The organism is Thermomonas sp. (genome assembly GCF_025993755.1).
Classification (GTDB): Bacteria; Pseudomonadota; Gammaproteobacteria; order Xanthomonadales; family Xanthomonadaceae; genus Thermomonas.
The window spans coordinates 1-18,467 of record NZ_JAMQHN010000169.1 but is presented as its reverse complement, the minus strand read 5'-3'; the positions used below and the strand labels follow the sequence as shown (position 1 = coordinate 18,467).

Below are 18,467 nucleotides of genomic sequence, written 5' to 3'. Positions count from 1 at the left end.
CATGCGGCCTCGACTGGCGCTCGTGCCGGGCGAGCCCGCAGGCATCGGCCCGGAACTCGTCGTGCGCGCGGCCCAGCGCAGCTGGGATGCCGAACTGGTCCTGTTCGGTGATGCCGCGACGCTGCGACACGCGGCGGAACGTCTGAACCTGCCGCTGTTCCTGCACGCCCGGGGCGAAACGCCGCGCGATCCGCGCAGTCTGGAAATCCACGACATCCCGCATCCCACCGCCGCGACACCCGGCATACCGGAGCCCACCAACGCCGCGTCGCTCGTCGCCAGCCTGACCCGCGCCGGCCAGGCCTGCCTCGACGGCGAACTCGACGGCCTCGCGACGGGCCCGTTCCACAAGGCCGTCATCAACGCCGGCGGCATTCCCTACACCGGCACCACCGGATTGCTGGCGACACAGGCCGGTTGCCAAGTGGTGATGATGCTGGCCAACCCGGTGGTCAAGGTGGCGCTGCAGACCGTGCACATCCCGCTGCGCGAAGTCGCGGACCGGATAACAGCCGACGCGCTGGCCGATACACTGCATATCCTTTCGCGCGCGTTGCGCGTCCAGTTCGCCATCCGCCAGCCCGTGATCGCCGTGCTCGGCCTGAACCCGCATGCCGGCGAGGACGGCTTGCTCGGCCGCGAGGAACTCGACGTGCTCATCCCGACGCTGGAGCGGCTGCGAGGCGAAGGCATGCGGCTGGTCGGCCCGCTGCCCGCCGACACCGCCTTCCTTCCGGAGAAGTTGCGCGGCTTCGACGCGGTGCTGGCGATGTATCACGACCAGGGGTTGCCGGTGCTCAAGCACGCCGACTTCGCCCACGCCGTCAACATCAGCCTCGGCCTGCCCTACCCGCGGGTGGCGGTGGACCACGGCACGGCGCTGGATCTGGCCGGCGCCGGGCGGGCGGATCCGTCCAGTCTGTTCGCCGCCATCGACACCTGCGCGCGGCTGGCCGCGCGCAACCGGCTCGCCTGATGGACGATATCACGTTCAACGACTTCCTGAAGGTCGAACTGCGGGTCGGGCGGGTGCTGTCCGCAGTGCCGTTTCCGCAGGCGCGCAAACCCGCCTACGTCCTGCAGATCGACTTCGGCCCCGAACTGGGCGTGCGCAAGTCCAGCGCACAGATTACCGCGCACTATCGGCCCGAAGACCTGGCGGGGCGGCTGGTGGTCGCGGTGGTCAATTTCCCCGACAAGCAAATCGGCCCGCTGATGTCCCAGTGCCTGGTGACCGGCTTCCACGATGCCGACGGCGCGGTGGCGCTGTGCGTGCCGGATCGCGACGTTCCGCTCGGGACCCGGCTGCTGTGAATCGCCGGCATCCAGTCGACGCGGCGGCGCCAGGCTTCCACGCCGGTGCGAAGAAGCACCTCGGCCAGAATTTCCTGCACGAGCGCGGCGTGATCGCGAAAATCGTGCAGGCGATCGATCCGCAGCCGGGCGATGCGCTGGTCGAAATCGGCCCCGGCCAGGGCGCGCTGACGTTCCCGTTGCTGGAGCGGCACGGCGCGCTGACCGCCATCGAATTCGACCGCGACCTGCACGCGCCGCTGCAGGCCGCCGCCCGCGCCCACGGCGAACTGCGTCTGATCGAGGGCGACGTGCTGGGCGTGGACTTCACCGCGCTCGCCGCCGAACTGGACGCTCCCGGTGGCCGCATTCGCTTGGTCGGCAACCTGCCCTACAACCTCAGTTCGCCGATCCTGTTCCACGCGCTGGCCCACGCCGGCGCCATCGCCGACATGCACTTCATGCTGCAAAAGGAAGTGGTCGAGCGCATGGCCTCCGCCCACGGCAGCAAGGTCTATGGCCGGCTGACGGTGATGTTGCAGGCCTTTGCCACGGTGACGCCGCTGTTCACCGTCCCGCCAGGCGCCTTCCGTCCGGCGCCCAAGGTGGATTCGGCCGTGGTTCGGCTGGTGCCGCTGCCCGTGGCGCAAGTCGGCATCCACGACCCCGCGCTGTTTGCCCACGTCATCCGGGCCGCTTTCGGCCAGCGCCGCAAGACCCTGCGCAATGCGCTCAAGGGGCTGGCCGACGCCCCGGCCATCGAATCGGCCGGGATTTCGGCCGATGCGCGCGCCGAACAGATCCCTGTCGCCGCCTTCGTGCATCTGGCCAACCGTCTGGCCTCGGGGTGAACGGACTGCGCGCAATCATCGTGCCGCGGCTAGACGACGGCTAGAATGACTGCATGGACGATAACGATTACAGGTTCGACATCGCCGTCGATGCCTGCTTCCTGGACGAACAATCGGCGCCGGAAACCGGACGCTACGTGTTCGCCTACACCGTGCGCATCCACAACCGCGGCAAGGTGGCCGCGCGCCTGCTCGGCCGCCGCTGGTTGATCACCGACGGCAACGGCAAGGTCGAGGAAGTGCGGGGCGAGGGCGTGGTCGGCGAGCAGCCCTGGCTGCGTCCGGGAGAGGGCTTCGAGTACACCTCGGGCGCGGTGCTGGAAACCGATACCGGCGTCATGCGCGGCAGCTACGATGTACTCGCCGACGACGGCACTCGTTTCGCCGCGCCCATCCCGCAGTTCACCTTGTCCATCCCGCGCACGCTGCACTGAAATGGCGGTCTGGGCAATCGGCGACCTGCAAGGGTGCTTCGACGTCACCCGGCGCCTGCTGGATCGGATCCGCTTCGACCCGGCGGTGGACCGGCTGTGGTTCTGCGGCGATCTGGTCAACCGCGGCGGGCAGTCGATCGAGACTCTTCGTCTGGTGCATTCGCTGCGTGAAGTCAGCCACGTGGTGCTCGGCAACCATGACCTGTCGCTGCTGGCGATTTCCCAGCGGACGCCCGAAGAGCAGCGTCGGGTCAATTCCGACCTGCAGGGCGTGCTGTTCGCCGAGGACGCGCCGGAACTGCTGGCCTGGCTGCGCGGATGCGAGCTCATCCACAGCGACCGCGCGCTGGGCTGGATGATGGTACATGCCGGGCTGGCCCCGCGGTGGACCACCCAGCAAGCCGAAAAGCACGCCCGCGAAGTCGAGGCACGCTTGCGCGGCGACGGTTTCCGCTCGCTGTTGCGCAACATGTTCGGAGACCGGCCGGACTGGTCGCCGCAGTTGCACGGGGTAGAACGCGCGCGCGCGATCATCAACGCCTGCACCCGGATGCGCTACTGCAGTCCACGCGGTCGGATCGCCTTCGACCAGAAAGGCGCTCCCGGCAGCCAGCCGCCCGGCCTGTACCCGTGGTACGCGGTTCCCGGCCATGCGCCGCGTGACCTGAAGATCGTCAGCGGCCACTGGAGCACGCTGGGCTTGTTCGTCGGCCACGGCGTGCACGCGATCGACACCGGCGCAGTGTGGGGCGGCAAGCTCACCGCGCTCCAGCTCGATACCGACGACCTGCACGTGGTGCAGGTGCCGGGCCGCGACGTGCCGGCGCCCCCGCCGAAGCAGCGCCCACCGCGTCCGCACCAGTCTCAGCACCAGCATCAGGGCCCCTCCCGCCACCGGCTGCCAAACCCGCAGTAGCCGGGCCGTCGACGCGGGTCGCAATCCGCTGCCGCCGAACCGTCAGCTGCGCTCGTAATCCACGAAATCGAACGCGAACGCATGCGTCGCGTCGGCCGGATGCGCTTCGCGCGCGGTTTCGCACCAGTGGCGCGCATCGAAGCGCGGAAAGAACGCATCGGCGCCTTCGACCTCGGCATCGACCCAAGTCAGGAACAACCGCGTCGCCAACGGCAGCGCCAACGCAAACACCTCGCCGCCGCCGATCACGCACAGCGCGCCGGCATCGCCCGCCGCCAGCGCGATGGCAGCGTCCAGCGAGGCCACCGCTTCCATTCCGGCAAACGGCACTTGCCCGCCGCGCGTAAGCACCAGATTGCGCCGCTTCGGCAGCGCGCGCCCCAGCGCCAGCGCGGTCTTGCGTCCCATCAGGATGGGTTTCCCCAGTGTCAGCGCCTTGAACCGCTTCAGGTCGTCCGGCAGGTGCCACGGCAGCGCATTGCCCCTGCCAATGGCGTAGTTGCGGTCCAGCGCGGCGATCAGTGAAATGTCCAAAGACAACATCCATGAATGCCCGCCTGCGCGGGCATGACGATAGATATTAGACGGCAACCGGTGCCTTGATCGCAGGCCACGGATCGTAGCCTTCGATGGCGATGTCCTCGAAGCGGAAACCGAAGATGTCGCGCATGTCCGGGTTCAAACGCAGCGTCGGCAATGCGCGCGGCGTGCGCTCCAGCTGATCGCGCGCCTGTTCGAAATGATTGGAATACAGATGCGCATCGCCCAGCGTGTGCACGAAATCGCCGACGCCCAGTCCGCACACCTGCGCCACCATGTGGGTCAGCAGCGCATAGCTGGCGATGTTGAACGGCACGCCGAGGAAGATGTCGCCGCTGCGCTGGTAGAGCTGGCAGCTCAGCTTGCCGCCCGCCACATAGAACTGGAACAGGGTGTGGCAGGGCATCAGCGCCATCTTCGGCAGGTCGGCCACGTTCCAGGCGGAGACGATCAGCCGGCGCGAATCGGGATTGCGGCGGATCTCGTCGATCAGCCACGCGATCTGATCCACGGTTTGCCCGTTCGCGCCTTCCCAGTTGCGCCACTGTTTGCCGTAGACCGGCCCCAGCTCGCCGTCGGCATCGGCCCACTCGTCCCAGATGCTGACCCTGTTCGCCTTAAGATAGGCGATGTTGGTGCTGCCCTGCAGGAACCACAGCAGTTCGTGGACGATCGAACGCAGGTGCAGCTTCTTGGTCGTCACCAGCGGGAAGCCCGCGTTCAAATCGAACCGCATCTGCCAGCCGAACACGCTGCGGGTGCCGGTGCCGGTGCGGTCGGATTTCTCGCTGCCGTGTTCCAGCACGTGCCGCAGCAGATCCAGGTACTGCCGCATCAGCGCGGCTCCGGTTCCAGGGTCGGAGCTGAACGCGATTTCCACAGCCAGAACACGCCCAGCAGAATCAACGGCGTGCTGAGCACCTGCCCCATGGTCAGCCAGCCGAATGCGAGGTAGCCCAGCTGTTCGTCCGGCTCGCGCACGAACTCGACGAGGAAGCGGAAACAGCCGTACAGCAGCGCGAACCAGCCCGAGACGGCAAAGCGCGGACGCGGCCTGCGCGAATACCAGACCAGCACGCAAAACAGCACCAGCCCTTCCAGCGCCGCCTGGTACAGCTGCGATGGATGGCGGGCAAAACCGTTGAGCAATCCGGCGTCGAACTGCGCCCGCAGCGTAGCCGGATCCATCGAGGAAAATGGCGCAGGCAGGGCGCGCGGAAACACCACGCCCCATCCGTCGAACATCGTTCCCGCGGTCGGCTTGCCCCACAATTCGCCGCCGATGAAGTTGCCCAAGCGGCCGAAACCCAACCCCGCCGGTACCAGCGGCGCGACGAAATCCACCGTATCGAAATAATGCAGGCAGTGCTTGCGCGACCACCAGCCGATCGCCGCCAGCACGCCCAGCAGGCCGCCGTGGAAGCTCATGCCGCCTTCCCAGACCCGAAACAACGACAGCGGATCGCGAATCAGGTCGGCAAATCCGTAGAACAGCATGTAGCCGATCCGCCCACCCAGGACGACGCCGAGCATCGCGTAGAACATCAGGTCGGAAAACCCGGCTTCGTTCACGCCCGGCAGGCGCCCGGCGCGGGCGCGGCGCGCGCCCAGCCACCAGGCCACGGCAAAGCCGAGCAGGTACATCAGCCCGTACCAGTGCACCTTGACCGGCCCCAGCGAGAGTGCGATCGGGTCGATCTGGTCAAGAAACGGCATCGCGGATCACCACTCGCCGGCGCCGGGGATGCCGCGGTTCGCCGCCTTGCGCCGCATCAGCAGGTTCAGCCATTCGACCAGCACCGAAAAGCCCATCGCGAAGTAGATGTACGGCTTGGGCACGTGGACCTCGATCCCGTCGAGGATCAGCACGACGCCGACCAGCAGGATGAACGCCAGCGCCAGCATTTTCACGGTCGGGTTGTTGTCGATGAAGACCCCCAGCGGATCGGCGGCCAGCAGCATGATCGCGACCGCGGCGAGGATCGCCGCCACCATGATCGGGATGTGCTCGGCGATGCCGACGGCCGTGATGACCGAATCCAGCGAGAACACGATGTCGATGACGGCGATCTGTGCGATCACGAAACCGAACACCGCCGAGGCCTTGGTGGTTCGCGGATCCTCGTCCTCGCCGCCGCTGATCAGTTCGCGGATTTCCTGGGTGCCCTTGTACAGCAGGAAAGCGCCGCCGAGGATCAGCACGAGGTCGCGGATCGAAATTCCCATGCCGCCGACATCGAACAGGTTCTGGTGCATCCGCGCCAGGTGCGCCAGCGTCACCAGCAGCAGGACCCGGGTGATGCAGGCGGCGGCGATGCCAAGCCTGCGCGCAAGCGACTTGCGGTTCTCCGGCAACCGGCCGACCGCGATCGAGATGAACACCAGATTGTCGATGCCCAGCACGATTTCGAGCGCGCTCAGCGTGACCAGGGTAAGCCACGCATCGGGGCTGGTCAGGAAACTCAGGTCCATTTCATCCTCATCCGACCGCCCAGACCGTCACTGCGGCCACACGCGGGGCAACAGCAACAGCGCCCACACCAGCACCACGTTCATCATCAGCATGAACACCGCCGCCGAGCCCATGTCCTTGGCACGACCCGAAAGCTCGTGCCGCTCCGCGCCGAACCGTTCGATCACGGCCTCCATCGAGGAGTTCATCAGCTCCATCGCCAGCACCAGCAGACAACTGCCGATCAGCATCGCACGCTCGACGCCGGTTTCCCCCAGGTACCAACCCAACGGCCCGAGAATGGCCAGAAGGTAGACTTCCAGCCGGAACGAGGATTCGTTCAACCAGGCCGCCTTCAGCCCGAGCAGCGACCAGCGCAGGGCGCGCAGGACGCCGGCGGGACTGCGCGGGAGATGCCCATGGACGTCAGCCATTCGGGGGAACCCCGACTTCGGCTGGCACATTGGGCTTTCGATCAGGCATCGTGCGGATCGCAACCGGCGGCAGGGTCCGCTTTGGCCGGTCAATTTTGCCACAACCCGGCGCCGGCGCGCTGGACGGGGCCGCACGGACGCCTCGGCCAATGCCGAAGAGTCCAGGACGGATTCATTCGGCGTCGTCCTTACTGCGAGCGCAGCGCCTCGATCGGATCGAGCAGCGAGGCCTTGCGCGCCGGGTAATAGCCGAAGAACAGCCCGGTGCAGATCGAGAACGTCGCCGCCAGCAGCACCACCTTGGAATCCAGCTGGACCGGCAGGTCGCCGATCTTTCCCACGATCAAGGCGCCGACGACGCCTATGACAATCCCGATCACGCCGCCGCCCAGCGAAATCAGCATCGCCTCGGTGAGGAACTGTCGGCGCACGTCGGAAGGACCGGCCCCAACCGCCATCCGCAATCCAATCTCGCGAATCCGCTCGGTGACCGAAACCAGCATGATGTTCATGATCCCGATGCCGCCGATCACCAGGCAGATGCCGGCCACCGCACCCAGCAGCTTGGACATCAGGTTGGTGGTCGCGGTGCGGGTGGCCACGATCTGGGCGATGTTGCGCACCGCGAAATCGTCGTCGGCGCCGGGCGCGATCTTGTGGCGCTGGCGCAGCAGACTTTCGATCTCGCTCTGGGCGCTGTCGAGGTTGCGGGCGTCATCGACGCCCACCGCAATCTGCTGGACCGCGCCCGGCGGCATGTCGGTCGAACTCGACAGCCGGCGCCGGGCCGTTTCCAGTGGTACCACCACGAGATCGTCCTGGTCCTGACCGAAACCGCCCTGCCCCTTCGGCCCCAGCACGCCCACCACGGTGAACGGCACCCGGCCGATGCGGATGGTCTGGCCGATTCCGGAATCGTCGCCGAACAGCGTCTTGCGCACGGTTTCGCCGATCAGCACCGATTTCGAGCCGCCGCCGTAGTCGGAGGTGTCGAAACCGTTGCCCTGCGCGATCTGCCAGTCGTTGATCTGGAACCAGTCCGGCTGCACGCCCTGCCACTGGGTCGAGGTGTTGTTGACGCCCGAAACGATCTGCGCACCGCCGCGCAGCGAACCGGCGGCGTACTGCACTTCCGGCACTTCGTTGCGAATCGCCTCCACGTCGCCCACGGTCAGCGACCAGCGGCTGCCCTGCGCCATCCGTGCTCCGCCCGGCCCCATCCCGCCGAAGCTGCTGATGTCGAGCCGCTGCGAACCCAGCCCCGACACCATCTTGTCGATCTCGGCCTGGGTGCCCTGCCCGATCGACACCATCACGATGACGGCCGCGATGCCGATGATCACGCCCAGCGACGTCAGCGCGCTGCGCGCCCAGTTGCCGCGCAGGGCGAAGAACGCGGTACGGAGGACGTCGAGCCAGGTCATGGTGTGGCTCCCTGCTGGGCATGCAGCTCGCCGTCGTGCATGACGTAGGTGCGGTCCGCGTGGGCGGCGACGTGGGCATCGTGGGTGATCAGGATCACGGTATGGCCGTCGTCGCGCAGGCGCTTGAACAGCGCAAGGACTTCCTCGCCGGATTTGCTGTCGAGCGCGCCGGTGGGCTCGTCGGCCAGCAGGATCGGAGGGTGGTTGACCAGTGCGCGGGCGATCGCCACGCGCTGCTGCTGGCCGCCGGACAGCTCATTGGGATGATGGTCGGCACGTTCGGCCAGGCCCACTGCCGCCAGCGCCTCGAGTGCCCTCCGCCGACGCTCCTCGTGCGGCACGCGCGCATAGCCCAGCGGCATCGCCACGTTGTCGGTGGCGTCCATGCGCGGCAACAGGTGGAAGCCCTGGAACACGAAACCGATCTTTTCGCGCCGCAGCCGCGCCAGTTCCTCCGCATCCAGCGTCGCCACGTCCACGCCATCGCATTCGTAGCTGCCGGTCGTCGGCCGGTCCAGGCAGCCCAGCAAGTTCATCAAGGTCGATTTCCCCGAACCGGAAGGTCCCATGATGGCGACGAAGCCGCCGCGCTCGATCTCCAGGTCCACGCCGCGCAGCGCCACCACCTCAGCCTCGGTGCCGGCCGAATATACCTTGCCGATCTTGCGGGTACGGATCACCGGAACGGCGGCATCGGCCATCACTTGCCTCCCGCGGCGGCCCGTTCACCCGAAATGATCTGGTCGCCTTCGCGAACGTTCGGCCCTGAGACTTCGGTACTGCTGCCGTCGCTGGCGCCGATCTTGATCGAGATGGCTTCCGGCTTGCCGTTGGCCAGGCGATAGACGGTGACGCGACGGGCGCTGAGCTGGGCGTCGACGCCGAGGTTCCACTTGCCGCGCTGGACCGGACTCAAGGTCGCCACGAACGCGGCGAACTGCTGGTTCAGCCGGTCGCGCATGCGCGCGCGCATCTGCGCCATCATGCCGGGATCGGCGCTGCCGCCACCGGGGCGACCGCCAAATCCGCGGCCACCGCCGAACAGGCGGTTGCCGCCACCTTGCTGCGACTGATTGTTCTGCTGCCACTGCGCTGCGCGCTCGGCCTGCCGCCGCTGCATCTCCTCCAGCGCCTGGTCGAAGGCAGCCTTCTGTTCGGCGTTCAGGTCGAGGCTCGCCGCCAGCATCTGCCAATCCCGGCTCATGTCAGCGCCACCACCACCCGAACCGCCTGGCGGACCGCTGGCGCCCTCCGGCTGCAGGCTGGACAGCGGAGAATCGTCGCTGGGCTTGAAGCGCAGGGCGGCGTTCCCGAGCTTGAGCACGTTCTCGCGACTGCTGACCTCGATTTCGGCATTCACGGTCAAACCCGGCAGCAGGGTTCCGTCGCTGTTGTCCACGGTCACGATCACCGGATAGGTGACGACATTGTTGGTGGTCGTGGCGGCCAGACGCACCTGCTCGACCACGCCCTTGAACTGACGATCCGGGAAGGCGTCGGCGGTGAAGCTGACCTGCTGCCCGACCCGGATCTGCCCGATGTCGGATTCATCCACCGACAGCTGGATCTGCATCTTCGACAGGTCCTCGGCGATGGTGAACAGCTCCGGCGCCGAGAAGCTCGCCGCCACGGTCTGGCCGGGATCGATCTTGCGGGTCAGGACCACGCCATCGACCGGCGAACGGATGATCGCGCGATCGATGTTGACCTGGGTGTTCTGAACCGATGCGGTCTGCTGGCGGATCTGCGCCTGCGCCGAGTTCACCTGCGCCCTGGCCTGATCGAGCGCGGCCCGCGCCAGGTCGAAATCGCTGCGGGCGATGAGCTTTTGCTGGACCAGATCCTGCTTGCGCTGGAAATCGAGGGTGGCATTGCGCAGCGTGGCCTGCGCCTGGGCAAGCTGGGCGCGCGCGCTCGCAATCGCCGCATTGCCCTGCTCCAGCTGTGCGCGGTAGGTGGAAGGATCGATCCGGGCAAGGATGTCGCCCTTTTTCACCGGCGAGTTGAAATCCACCAGCACATCGGTCACCTGTCCGGAGATCTGGCTGCCGACGGTGACCGTGGAGATCGCACTGAGCGTGCCGGTGGAGGAAATGGTCACCCGGATGGCGCCACGCTGCACGGTTTCGGTGCGATAGCCGCCATCGCCGGAGGCATCGCCGCGGTGGCCCCACAGATACCAGGCGCCGGCGACCGCAGCAACGACAACGGCTGCAATGCCCAGCCGGCGTGGGCTCGAAAGGCTGCTGGAACGTGCGGTTCTGTTCATTCAATCCAAGCCAGAGGAGACGGCAACGTGTCATTGAACGCACGCGTGCCGAGAAGGTTGACAGGGTGCGGATACTACCCGCGCTGCGCATTCCTGCACCGTGCCATTCGGGCTGGTTCTTCCAGAAGACTTCGGATTCGGGTCAGCTTCGGGTCAGCTTCGAGGCGGCGTCACGCGTTGGCCGAACCCTCCGAGGCGGCCCCAGGCGCCTGCTCGGGGTGGAACACCACGCTGGCGCAGGTACCGCGTCCGGCCGCGCTTTCCAGCCCCAGTGCCCAGCCGCAGCGTTCGGCGAGCCGATGGGCAATGGTCAGGCCCAATCCCGGCCCGGAGGCATCGCAAGGCCCGGAGCCACAGTAGAACGGCTCGATCGCGTGTTCCAGCGTCGCCGCGTCCATGCCGATGCCGCTGTCGCACACCTGCAGGCGGTCAGGCAGCAGGCGAACCCGGACTTCGCCTTCCCGGGTGTAGCGGATCGCGTTGTCGAGCAGGCGTCCGACCACGATCTGGAGCATCCGCGGCGGTGCGTGCAGTTCGCGGTCGCCGTCGCGTTCCAGCAACAATGTCAGACCCTTTGCATCGGCCAGCGGGCGGACCCGCGCCAGTTCCCGCTCCACCACATCGCCGGCGGCGAAATCCTCGGCCTCGGGCTCCACTTCCTCGCTGCGCGCCAGCAGCAGCAGGGCATCGATGATCGCCTCCATCCCGACGACCGAGGACTGGATTCGTTCCAGCGAACGCCTCGACGCATCGGACAGGGCTTCATCGTGCTCTATCAGATCCGCGGCTACCCGGATCACGGTCAACGGGGTCCGCAGTTCATGGCTGGCCGCCCGCGTGAACTCGCGTTCGCGCACGGCGTGCTCGCGCAGGCGGTTCCCGAAGCCGTACAGGGCATCGGCCAGCGTACGGACGTCGTCGCGAACGCCCTCCGGCAGCCGTTCGGGAGCCAGCGCATCGGGATCGGGACGACGCGGATCCCAGGAGCCGACCTCGCGCAATATCCAGCACACCGGCGCGATCGCGCGGCGGGCGGCGCGATCGCCGATCCAGAGGATCGCCAGCATGACCAGCGCAGCGATGAAAAACACCGCGGAGGGCAACCACGTATGCGCCGCATCGCCATACCACGCCAAGGCCGCAAGACCGCAGGCGGCAACGCCGCTCACCAGCGCCAGCTGCAGCAGGAAGATCCTGCGAACGCGGTATTGCCAGGTCGTCACGACGGGCACCGCGAGCTAGGCAGCCAGATCGGCGATGCGATAGCCTGCGCTCTGCACGGTGTGCAGCAACGGACGGTCGAACGGCTTGTCCATCACCTTGCGCAGGTTGTAGAGATGGCTGCGCAAGGTGTCCGAATCGGGCAGGTCGTCGCCCCAGATCTCGCGCTCGATTTCCTGTCGGCTCACCACCCGGGGGGATTCGCGCATCAGGATCGACAGCAGCCGCAGCCCGATCGGCGACAGCTGCAGTTCGACGCCTGCGCGGGTGGCGCGCAGCGCGCCCGGATCCAGCTCAAGGTCGCCCACCCGCAGCGACTCGGCGCCGATCTGGCGGCGATCGCGACGGATCAGGGCGTGCAGGCGCGCCTCCAGTTCGCGGATCGCAAATGGTTTTGTCAGGTAATCGTCGGCCCCCGAGGACAGCCCGGTCAGCTTGTCGTCCAGGGTGTCGCGTGCGGTCAGCATCAGGATCGGGGTGGCCTTGCGCGCCTCGCTGCGCAGACGCTTGCAGACCTCGACACCGTCCAGCCGCGGCAGCATCAGGTCGAGCACGATGGCGTCATAGGTGTTCTCGGCCGCCAGCCGGTAGCCATCAAGCCCGTCGGCAGCGTAGTCCACTTCGAAGCCGCGGCCCTCGAGGAATTCGCCGACCATCTCGGAGATGTTCCGGTTGTCCTCGATGATGAGCACCAGCCCCGATTGTCCGCCTTCGTTCATGCGACCACCCGTTGCGCCTTGATGGGCGCAAGATGACGCCCTGGCGGTCGAATCCGCGTGAAGAACGCCGCCATCGACCGCCACTACGAGGATCCTTGCATGCCCGCCCGCCTGTTGACCCCGCTGCTGCTGGTCTGCTCCAACGTGTTCATGACCTTCGCCTGGTACGGCCACCTGAAATACCGCGAGGTTGCGTTGCCCAAGGTCATCCTGCTCAGTTGGTGCATCGCCTTCTTCGAATACACGCTGATGGTTCCCGCCAACCGGATCGGCAGCAGTGTATTCACGGCGCCTCAGCTCAAGGGCATGCAGGAGGTCATCACCCTGCTGGTGTTCGCCGGGTTCTCGGCGTGGTATCTGGGTCAGCCGCTGAAGTGGAACCACTGGGCCGGCTTCGCGTTGATCGCCGTGGCGGCGTGGTTGATCTTCCGGGAGTGACGGCAGGATTGCCCAGGCATCCACAGCCTGCATGCAGGCGCCTGCATGGCAACGCTAGAACGGAATCCTGCCGATCAGGATGTCCCGATACATCACCCAGTCGCCGGCGAACGAATACAGCGGATGCCTGAACGTGGCCGGGCGATTCTTCTCGAAGAAGAAATGCCCGACCCAGGCGAAGGCGTAGCCGGAAGCCAGCGCCGCCAGCAGCCACCAGGGATTCATCGACCTGATCGTCAGCACGATGAAGCCGATCGAAAGACTGGTGCCGACGAAGTGCAGCCGACGGCAGGTGCGGTTGCGGTGCTCGCCGAGATAGAACGGATAGAACTCGCGAAAACTGGCGAAGCGCGACATCGATCCCCCTCCTCCTGCAATCAGGATTTCTCGGCCAGTTTGACGCGCGCCCAGTAGCGATCCTGCACGTCCAGCGATTTCCCGACGAGGCCACCGTCGGCTTCCGCCAGCGCCTCCATCGCCCGGAACCGGCGTTCGAACTTGCGGTTGGCGCGGCGCAGGGCGGCGCCGAAATCCACCTTGGCGTGACGGGCGAGGTTGGCGCAGACAAACAGCACGTCGCCGATTTCATCTTCCAGCCGGTCGCGGGCGGCGGCATCGTCCGACATGGCGGCCACTGCGTCGAATTCGGCGCGGACCTCATCGATTTCCTCGGCCAGCTTGTCCAGCACCGGATCGGGGCCGGGCCAGTCGAAGCCGACCTTGGCCGCCTTGTGCTGGAGCTTCACGGCGCGCTGCCACTCGGGCAGGCCGCGGGCGATCCCGGCCAGCGCCGATGCATCGGACTCGCCCCGGGCCATGCGTTCGGCGCGCTTGCGCGCCTCCCAGTCGGCCAGCTGGGCCTCGGCGTCCTCGAAACTGGCGTCGCCGAACACGTGCGGATGCCGGCGGGTCATCTTGTCGCAGATCGCCTCGACCACATCGGCGAAGGCGAACGCGCCGACCTCCTGCGCCATCCGGGCGTGGAACACCACCTGCAGCAGCAGGTCGCCCAGTTCGTCCCTGAGATCGGCCATGTCGCCGCGGTCGATCGCATCGGCGACCTCGTAGGCTTCCTCGATGGTGTAGGGCGCGATCGTGGCGAAGGTCTGCTCCTTGTCCCACGGACAGCCGCCTTTCGGGTCGCGCAGCGCGGACATGATTTCCAGCAGGTCGTCGATCGTGCGCTGGCCGATCATGCCGGCAGCCTCGACAGCAGCGCGCGGTCGCCCAGCGCGACGAAATCGCCGTTGAGCAGGGTGTCGCGCTGGTTGTAGCGGAACGGTCGGCGCCGCGGATCGAGCACCGCGCCACCCGCCGCCTCCAGGATGGCCTGTCCGGCGGCGGTATCCCACTCGCTGGTCGGTCCGAAGCGCGGGTACAGGTCGATCGCACCCTCGGCAATCCTGCAGAATTTCAGCGACGAACCGCAGCCGAGCACTTCGCAATCCGGCAGGGTGTCGATGATCGCCTGCGTGCGGCCATCGCGATGCGACCGGCTGGCGGCGACGCGCAAGGGCATGCTGGCGGGAATGCGCGCGTGGACGGGGACGTCGGTCCCGTGTTCGCGTCGAAACGCGCCCCGACCCGGCACGCCGTGCCAGAGCGCGCCCGTGGTCGGCTGCTGGATCACGCCGAACGTCGCCACGCCGTCTTCGACCAGCGCGATGTTGACGGTGAATTCGCCGTTGCGCTTGATGAACTCGCGGGTGCCGTCGAGCGGATCGACCAGCCAGAAAGTGCGCCACTGCCGGCGCTGGTCAATGTCGGTGTCCTTCGATTCCTCCGACAGCACCGGAACCTGCGGCGTCAGTGCCGCCAGTCCGGCCACGATGCAGCGGTGCGAGGCCATGTCGGCGGCGGTCAGCGGCGAACGGTCGTCTTTTTCGCGAACCGCGAACTCGCCCTCGTAAACGGCAAGGATCTCGGCAGCGGCGCGGTGCGCCAGCGCGATCACGCCATCGCGCAATGCATCATCGACCATCATGTCGTTGCAGCCACTCACGGACGATGAACAAGCCGGCGATCGTGCGGCCTTCGGAGAAATCCTCCTGCAGGATCAACTGCCCCAGGTCTGCCAGCTTCCACGGCACCACTTCCGGCAGCTCGGGTTCGTCGCCGGCCAGGCGCTGCGGGTACAGGTCGCGCGCCAGCACCAGATGGGTCTGGTGGCTCATGTAGGTCGGCGCGAGCGTCAGCCCGCGCAGCACCCGAACGTCGCGTGCGCCATAGCCCGCTTCCTCCATCAGCTCGCGGTTGGCCGCCTGCTCGGGAGTCTCGCCGGCGTCGATCCGGCCCTTGACCAGGCCGAGCTCGTAGCGGTGCACCCCGGCCGCGTACTCGCGGATCAGCAGCACCGTTTCCGCGTCCAGCATCGGCACCACCGCGACCGCGCCGTGGCCGCGCCCGTGCAGGCGCTCGTAGAGCCGGCGCTCGCCGTTGCCGAATTCGAGGTCGAGCCGCTCCATCCGGTACGGCCCGGCGTCGTGTTCGGTGATTCCGTGGATGACCGGCAGGCGGCGGCTCATGCGGCCGCCCCGGCGGCGATAATGGACGAATGAAAGGGCATCACGATGGCGACATGATAACGGTCGCGCGGCGCTGGCGCGCACGCGACCTCGAAGTGCTCTGGCATCCGTGCACCCAGATGCGCGAACACGGCATCGGCATGGCGAAAACGGCGCAGGACGAATCCGCCGCGCTGCCGTTGCTGACGGTGGCCCGCGGCGAGGGCGCCTGGCTGATCGGCCACGACGGCCGGCGCGTGCTGGACGCGGTGAGCAGCTGGTGGACCAACCTGCACGGCCACGCCGAGCCGCGGATCGCCCACGCCATCGCCCGCCAGACGCAAACGCTGGAGCAGGTCATCCTCGCCGGCTGCACCCACGAACCCGCCATCGAACTGGCCGAACGCCTGCTGGAGATCGCACCACGACAGGCGGGCCGCGCGCCCCTGGCCAAGGTGTTCTACGCCGACAATGGCTCCTCCGGGGTCGAGGTCGCGCTGAAGATGGCCTTCCACTGGTTCCACAATCGCGGCGAATACGGCCGGACCCGATTCATCGCCCTGACCGGCAGCTACCACGGCGAAACCCTCGGCGCGCTGGCGGTGGGCGACCTGCCGCTGTACCGGCGCGTCTACGGGTCGTTGCTGCCCGAAGCGCTGTTCGCGCCGTCGCCCGACGCCTTCGGCGCCACCGATCCGGATTCCGCCGAGCAGCGTGCCAACGCCGCCGGCGATGCGCTGCAACGGCTGTTTGAATCGCATTCCGGCGAAATTTGCGCCTTCATCCTTGAACCGCTGGTGCAGTGCGCGGGCGGGATGCGCATGCACCATCCCGCGTACCTGCGCCGCGCACGCGAACTGTGCGATGCCCACGGCATCTTCCTGATCGCCGACGAGATCGCGGTCGGCTTCGGGCGCACCGGCACCTTGTTCGCCTGCGAACAGGCGCCCGCGGCCACGGCCAACGGCAAGCCGGGCATCCAGCCCGACCTGCTGTGCCTGTCGAAAGGCCTGACCGGCGGCTTCCTGCCCCTGTGCGCGGTGCTGACGACGCAGGCAGTCTACGACGGCTTCCTCGACGACTCGCGCGAACGCGCCTTCCTGCACTCGCACAGCTACAGCGGGAACCCGCTGGCCTGCGCCGCCGCGCTGGCGTCGCTGCGGATTTTCGAAAACGATGGCGTGCTTGAACGCAACCGCGCCACCGCCGCACGCATGGCCGAACTGGCCGCACCGCTGGCCGACCACCCGCTGGTGGTCGAGGTGCGCCAGACCGGGATGATCCTCGCCGTCGAGCTTTCGCCCGAGCCGGACAACAACGAGGACGGCCACGCAACCGAGATCGCGGGACGTCGCGGCCTGCGCATGTATCGCGCCGCGCTCGAACACGGCGTCCTGCTGCGGCCGCTGGGCGACGTGCTGTACTGGATGCCGCCCTACTGCATCGATCAGGCGCAACTTGCGCTGCTGCAATGCGCCACCCTTGCCGCACTGGAGGAGGCACGACGATGCGCCTGACCCGCTGCTACCTCGACCAGCCGCTGGACGTCGGCACGACGGTGATCCTGCCCGAATCCGCGGCGCAGCACCTGATCCGCGTTTTGCGTCTGCGCGAGGGAGACGCCTGCATGCTGTTCAACGGCGACGGCCACGACCACGACGCGCGTATCGTCGCGATCGGCAAGCGCGAGACGCAGGCCGAAATCACCGCGCGCCGGCGCATCGACAACGAATCTCCCCTGCGCATCACCTTGCTGCAGGGCATCGCCCGCGGCGAGAAGATGGACTGGATCGTGCAGAAAGCGACCGAACTGGGCGTCGCGCGAATCCTGCCGGTGGCCAGCGAACGCAGCGATGTCCGGCTGGACGAGGCTCGCGCCCACAAACGCCATGCCCACTGGCAGGAGATCGCCATTTCCGCGTGCGAGCAGAGCGGGCGCGCCGTGCTGCCCGAACTGCTGCCGACGCAGCCGCTGGCATCGGCAACCCGGCGATGCGACGGAACCGGCTTCATTCTCGACCCGGCATCTGCCGCATCGATCAAGTCGGTCGCTTCGACGCTATCCACTGCCTCCACGCTGGCGATCGGCCCGGAAGGCGGTTGGTCTCCGCGCGATCTGGAGCAACTGCGCGAAGCCGGCTTCTGCGGCCTGCGGCTCGGCCCGCGCGTGCTTCGTACGGAAACCGCCGGCATCGCGGCGATCGCCGCGCTGCAGGCGCTTGCGGGAGATCTGGGTTAGACGGCGCTGAAAAGTCCAGAACGGCTTTCGAAGCACCGCCTCGGGCCACCGTCGCAACCCGTACCGATTCAGGCCACCAGGTCCAGCGCCTCGCGCAAGCTGGTTTCCAGATCTTCCAGATCCGGCACCAAGGCTTCATCCTCGTTCAACCGCACCCGGGACAGGACGCCGTCGGGCATTTCCTCACCCGCGTCCAGCCGCGCCAACGCCGCATCGGTCACCGTCACCAGCCGCGGGAAGCCCTGGGTCAGCACCGCGAAATACGGGTGCTTGGTATCGCCACCCAGCGCCTTGAGCACGATGACCTTGCTGCCCAGTCCGCCCTGCTCCTCGGCAATGCCGGAAAACCGCGAGAACGCAATCAGAGGCAGCGCCCAGCCGCGCCAGCGGATGCGGCCAAGCAGCCAGTCCGGCGCACCGTCGATCGGATCGGGCGGCGCGTAGGACAACACCTCGGCGATCGCCGCGTTGGGCAGCAGCAGGCGTGCCCCCGCCACCTGGATCAGCACGCCTCGAATGATGTGGGAAATATCGGCCATGGGAAACCTCAGGGTGACCAGCGTTCCAGAAGTTGGCGCGCCATGATGACCAGGCTGCGCGATTCGCCACCGCGCGCGACCAGCGCCTGGGTGGTGGTTGCATCAAAGCAGTTTTCCGGGGCCTGGCCCAGGGCCAGCCCGCCCGCGAGCGAAAACGTCAACGCCACGTCGACCATCGCCGGCTCGGCGCCGCT

The 18,467-nt window shown here is 67.4% G+C and carries 23 protein-coding genes and 1 pseudogene; 8 read left to right on the top strand and 16 right to left on the bottom strand.

What is annotated here, in order from left to right; all coding sequences use genetic code 11:
• The first annotated feature begins 1 nt into the window (after position 1).
• The 5 genes from pdxA to Q0X16_RS12385 are packed head-to-tail and all read left to right on the top strand — an operon-like array spanning position 2 to position 3,494.
• Positions 2-976: a 4-hydroxythreonine-4-phosphate dehydrogenase PdxA gene (gene pdxA / locus Q0X16_RS12405; protein WP_297834927.1), complete on the top strand. Its 975-nt coding sequence runs from the start codon at positions 2-4 to the stop codon at positions 974-976.
• Entirely contained in the window at positions 976-1,314 is a 339-nt protein-coding gene (locus Q0X16_RS12400) for a tRNA-binding protein (RefSeq protein ID WP_297834925.1), read from the top strand. The genes pdxA and Q0X16_RS12400 overlap by 1 nt, the downstream gene beginning before the upstream one ends.
• Positions 1,311-2,144 carry a 16S rRNA (adenine(1518)-N(6)/adenine(1519)-N(6))-dimethyltransferase RsmA gene (gene rsmA, locus Q0X16_RS12395; RefSeq protein ID WP_297834922.1) on the top strand — a complete coding sequence of 278 codons (834 nt, stop codon included), beginning with the start codon at positions 1,311-1,313 and terminating at the stop codon, positions 2,142-2,144. The genes Q0X16_RS12400 and rsmA overlap by 4 nt, the downstream gene beginning before the upstream one ends.
• Before the next feature lie 53 nt (positions 2,145-2,197).
• On the top strand, positions 2,198-2,578 hold the full coding sequence (gene apaG / locus Q0X16_RS12390) for a Co2+/Mg2+ efflux protein ApaG (protein WP_297834920.1): 381 nt from the start codon (positions 2,198-2,200) through the stop codon (positions 2,576-2,578).
• 1 nt (position 2,579) lies between these two features.
• On the top strand, positions 2,580-3,494 hold the full coding sequence (locus Q0X16_RS12385) for a symmetrical bis(5'-nucleosyl)-tetraphosphatase (RefSeq protein ID WP_297834919.1): 915 nt from the start codon (positions 2,580-2,582) through the stop codon (positions 3,492-3,494).
• Positions 3,495-3,536: 42 nt separating this feature from the next.
• Here the strand turns inward: Q0X16_RS12385 and Q0X16_RS12380 are convergent, their stop codons facing one another.
• The 10 genes from Q0X16_RS12380 to Q0X16_RS12335 all read right to left on the bottom strand — a co-directional run bounded on the left by Q0X16_RS12380 (position 3,537) and on the right by Q0X16_RS12335 (position 12,553).
• Positions 3,537-4,037: a dihydrofolate reductase gene (locus Q0X16_RS12380; RefSeq protein ID WP_297834917.1), complete on the bottom strand. Its 501-nt coding sequence runs from the start codon at positions 4,035-4,037 to the stop codon at positions 3,537-3,539.
• Between the two features lie 37 nt (positions 4,038-4,074).
• On the bottom strand, positions 4,075-4,869 hold the full coding sequence (locus Q0X16_RS12375) for a thymidylate synthase (protein ID WP_297834914.1): 795 nt from the start codon (positions 4,867-4,869) through the stop codon (positions 4,075-4,077).
• Positions 4,869-5,750 carry a prolipoprotein diacylglyceryl transferase gene (gene lgt / locus Q0X16_RS12370; protein ID WP_297834911.1) on the bottom strand — a complete coding sequence of 294 codons (882 nt, stop codon included), beginning with the start codon at positions 5,748-5,750 and terminating at the stop codon, positions 4,869-4,871. Before lgt ends, Q0X16_RS12375 begins: the two co-directional genes overlap by 1 nt.
• 6 nt (positions 5,751-5,756) lie before the next feature.
• Complete coding sequence (locus tag Q0X16_RS12365; RefSeq protein ID WP_297834909.1) at positions 5,757-6,506, bottom strand: TerC family protein; 750 nt, start codon at positions 6,504-6,506, stop codon at positions 5,757-5,759.
• Between the two features lie 27 nt (positions 6,507-6,533).
• Positions 6,534-6,920 (bottom strand): diacylglycerol kinase, encoded by a 387-nt coding sequence (locus Q0X16_RS12360; protein ID WP_297834906.1) that lies wholly within the window; start codon positions 6,918-6,920, stop codon positions 6,534-6,536.
• 188 nt (positions 6,921-7,108) lie between these two features.
• Entirely contained in the window at positions 7,109-8,344 is a 1,236-nt protein-coding gene (locus Q0X16_RS12355) for an ABC transporter permease (RefSeq protein ID WP_297834903.1), read from the bottom strand.
• A complete protein-coding gene (locus Q0X16_RS12350; protein ID WP_297834901.1) occupies positions 8,341-9,045 on the bottom strand; it encodes an ABC transporter ATP-binding protein in 705 nt (234 codons plus the stop codon). The genes Q0X16_RS12355 and Q0X16_RS12350 overlap by 4 nt, the downstream gene beginning before the upstream one ends.
• The gene (locus Q0X16_RS12345; RefSeq protein WP_297834898.1) at positions 9,045-10,613 is read right to left on the bottom strand and encodes an efflux RND transporter periplasmic adaptor subunit; all 1,569 of its coding nucleotides are present in this window, start codon (positions 10,611-10,613) and stop codon (positions 9,045-9,047) included. The genes Q0X16_RS12350 and Q0X16_RS12345 overlap by 1 nt, the downstream gene beginning before the upstream one ends.
• Positions 10,614-10,783: 170 nt before the next feature.
• Positions 10,784-11,836 carry a HAMP domain-containing sensor histidine kinase gene (locus Q0X16_RS12340; RefSeq protein ID WP_297834895.1) on the bottom strand — a complete coding sequence of 351 codons (1,053 nt, stop codon included), beginning with the start codon at positions 11,834-11,836 and terminating at the stop codon, positions 10,784-10,786.
• A gap of 15 nt (positions 11,837-11,851) precedes the next feature.
• Complete coding sequence (locus Q0X16_RS12335; RefSeq protein ID WP_297834892.1) at positions 11,852-12,553, bottom strand: response regulator transcription factor; 702 nt, start codon at positions 12,551-12,553, stop codon at positions 11,852-11,854.
• Positions 12,554-12,652: 99 nt separating this feature from the next.
• On the opposite strand from Q0X16_RS12335, the gene Q0X16_RS12330 reads away from it, so the two are divergent.
• On the top strand, positions 12,653-12,991 hold the full coding sequence (locus Q0X16_RS12330; RefSeq protein WP_297834970.1) for a DMT family protein: 339 nt from the start codon (positions 12,653-12,655) through the stop codon (positions 12,989-12,991).
• Between the two features lie 54 nt (positions 12,992-13,045).
• On the opposite strand, the gene Q0X16_RS12325 is transcribed toward Q0X16_RS12330, so the two are convergent.
• Genes Q0X16_RS12325 through nudE form a run of 4 tightly spaced genes read right to left on the bottom strand, consistent with a single transcriptional unit; the run spans position 13,046 to position 15,516 of the window.
• On the bottom strand, positions 13,046-13,348 hold the full coding sequence (locus Q0X16_RS12325) for a DUF962 domain-containing protein (RefSeq protein WP_297834889.1): 303 nt from the start codon (positions 13,346-13,348) through the stop codon (positions 13,046-13,048).
• 20 nt (positions 13,349-13,368) lie between these two features.
• Positions 13,369-14,187 (bottom strand): nucleoside triphosphate pyrophosphohydrolase, encoded by an 819-nt coding sequence (gene mazG, locus Q0X16_RS12320; protein ID WP_297834886.1) that lies wholly within the window; start codon positions 14,185-14,187, stop codon positions 13,369-13,371.
• Positions 14,184-14,975, bottom strand: coding sequence for a 3'(2'),5'-bisphosphate nucleotidase CysQ (gene cysQ, locus Q0X16_RS12315; protein ID WP_297834884.1), 792 nt, complete (start codon positions 14,973-14,975; stop codon positions 14,184-14,186). Before cysQ ends, mazG begins: the two co-directional genes overlap by 4 nt.
• Positions 14,962-15,516 (bottom strand): ADP compounds hydrolase NudE, encoded by a 555-nt coding sequence (nudE, locus tag Q0X16_RS12310; RefSeq protein ID WP_297834881.1) that lies wholly within the window; start codon positions 15,514-15,516, stop codon positions 14,962-14,964. The genes cysQ and nudE overlap by 14 nt, the downstream gene beginning before the upstream one ends.
• A gap of 29 nt (positions 15,517-15,545) precedes the next feature.
• Between nudE and bioA the strand changes: the two genes are divergently transcribed.
• Together bioA and Q0X16_RS12300 are read left to right on the top strand one after the other, a co-directional pair.
• The gene (gene bioA, locus Q0X16_RS12305; protein ID WP_297834879.1) at positions 15,546-17,012 is read left to right on the top strand and encodes an adenosylmethionine--8-amino-7-oxononanoate transaminase; all 1,467 of its coding nucleotides are present in this window, start codon (positions 15,546-15,548) and stop codon (positions 17,010-17,012) included.
• Positions 17,003-17,734: a 16S rRNA (uracil(1498)-N(3))-methyltransferase gene (locus Q0X16_RS12300; RefSeq protein ID WP_297834876.1), complete on the top strand. Its 732-nt coding sequence runs from the start codon at positions 17,003-17,005 to the stop codon at positions 17,732-17,734. The genes bioA and Q0X16_RS12300 overlap by 10 nt, the downstream gene beginning before the upstream one ends.
• Before the next feature lie 68 nt (positions 17,735-17,802).
• Here the strand turns inward: Q0X16_RS12300 and Q0X16_RS12295 are convergent, their stop codons facing one another.
• The gene (locus tag Q0X16_RS12295) at positions 17,803-18,273 is read right to left on the bottom strand and encodes a chemotaxis protein CheW (protein ID WP_297834873.1); all 471 of its coding nucleotides are present in this window, start codon (positions 18,271-18,273) and stop codon (positions 17,803-17,805) included.
• Between the two features lie 8 nt (positions 18,274-18,281).
• Positions 18,282-18,467: pseudogene (locus Q0X16_RS12290) on the bottom strand (hypothetical protein); the annotation flags it as partial.

Coding starts and splice junctions, on each gene's coding strand:
- pdxA (WP_297834927.1), top strand. CDS start 2: ATGCGGCCTCGACTGGCGCTCGTGCCGGGCGAGCCCGCAGGCATCGGC.
- Q0X16_RS12400 (WP_297834925.1), top strand. CDS start 976: ATGGACGATATCACGTTCAACGACTTCCTGAAGGTCGAACTGCGGGTC.
- apaG (WP_297834920.1), top strand. CDS start 2,198: ATGGACGATAACGATTACAGGTTCGACATCGCCGTCGATGCCTGCTTC.
- Q0X16_RS12385 (WP_297834919.1), top strand. CDS start 2,580: ATGGCGGTCTGGGCAATCGGCGACCTGCAAGGGTGCTTCGACGTCACC.
- Q0X16_RS12380 (WP_297834917.1), bottom strand. CDS start 4,037: ATGTTGTCTTTGGACATTTCACTGATCGCCGCGCTGGACCGCAACTAC.
- Q0X16_RS12375 (WP_297834914.1), bottom strand. CDS start 4,869: ATGCGGCAGTACCTGGATCTGCTGCGGCACGTGCTGGAACACGGCAGC.
- lgt (WP_297834911.1), bottom strand. CDS start 5,750: ATGCCGTTTCTTGACCAGATCGACCCGATCGCACTCTCGCTGGGGCCG.
- Q0X16_RS12365 (WP_297834909.1), bottom strand. CDS start 6,506: ATGGACCTGAGTTTCCTGACCAGCCCCGATGCGTGGCTTACCCTGGTC.
- Q0X16_RS12360 (WP_297834906.1), bottom strand. CDS start 6,920: ATGGCTGACGTCCATGGGCATCTCCCGCGCAGTCCCGCCGGCGTCCTG.
- Q0X16_RS12355 (WP_297834903.1), bottom strand. CDS start 8,344: ATGACCTGGCTCGACGTCCTCCGTACCGCGTTCTTCGCCCTGCGCGGC.
- Q0X16_RS12350 (WP_297834901.1), bottom strand. CDS start 9,045: ATGGCCGATGCCGCCGTTCCGGTGATCCGTACCCGCAAGATCGGCAAG.
- Q0X16_RS12345 (WP_297834898.1), bottom strand. CDS start 10,613: ATGAACAGAACCGCACGTTCCAGCAGCCTTTCGAGCCCACGCCGGCTG.
- Q0X16_RS12335 (WP_297834892.1), bottom strand. CDS start 12,553: ATGAACGAAGGCGGACAATCGGGGCTGGTGCTCATCATCGAGGACAAC.
- Q0X16_RS12330 (WP_297834970.1), top strand. CDS start 12,653: ATGCCCGCCCGCCTGTTGACCCCGCTGCTGCTGGTCTGCTCCAACGTG.
- Q0X16_RS12325 (WP_297834889.1), bottom strand. CDS start 13,348: ATGTCGCGCTTCGCCAGTTTTCGCGAGTTCTATCCGTTCTATCTCGGC.
- mazG (WP_297834886.1), bottom strand. CDS start 14,187: ATGATCGGCCAGCGCACGATCGACGACCTGCTGGAAATCATGTCCGCG.
- cysQ (WP_297834884.1), bottom strand. CDS start 14,975: ATGATGGTCGATGATGCATTGCGCGATGGCGTGATCGCGCTGGCGCAC.
- nudE (WP_297834881.1), bottom strand. CDS start 15,516: ATGAGCCGCCGCCTGCCGGTCATCCACGGAATCACCGAACACGACGCC.
- bioA (WP_297834879.1), top strand. CDS start 15,546: ATGAAAGGGCATCACGATGGCGACATGATAACGGTCGCGCGGCGCTGG.
- Q0X16_RS12300 (WP_297834876.1), top strand. CDS start 17,003: ATGCGCCTGACCCGCTGCTACCTCGACCAGCCGCTGGACGTCGGCACG.
- Q0X16_RS12295 (WP_297834873.1), bottom strand. CDS start 18,273: ATGGCCGATATTTCCCACATCATTCGAGGCGTGCTGATCCAGGTGGCG.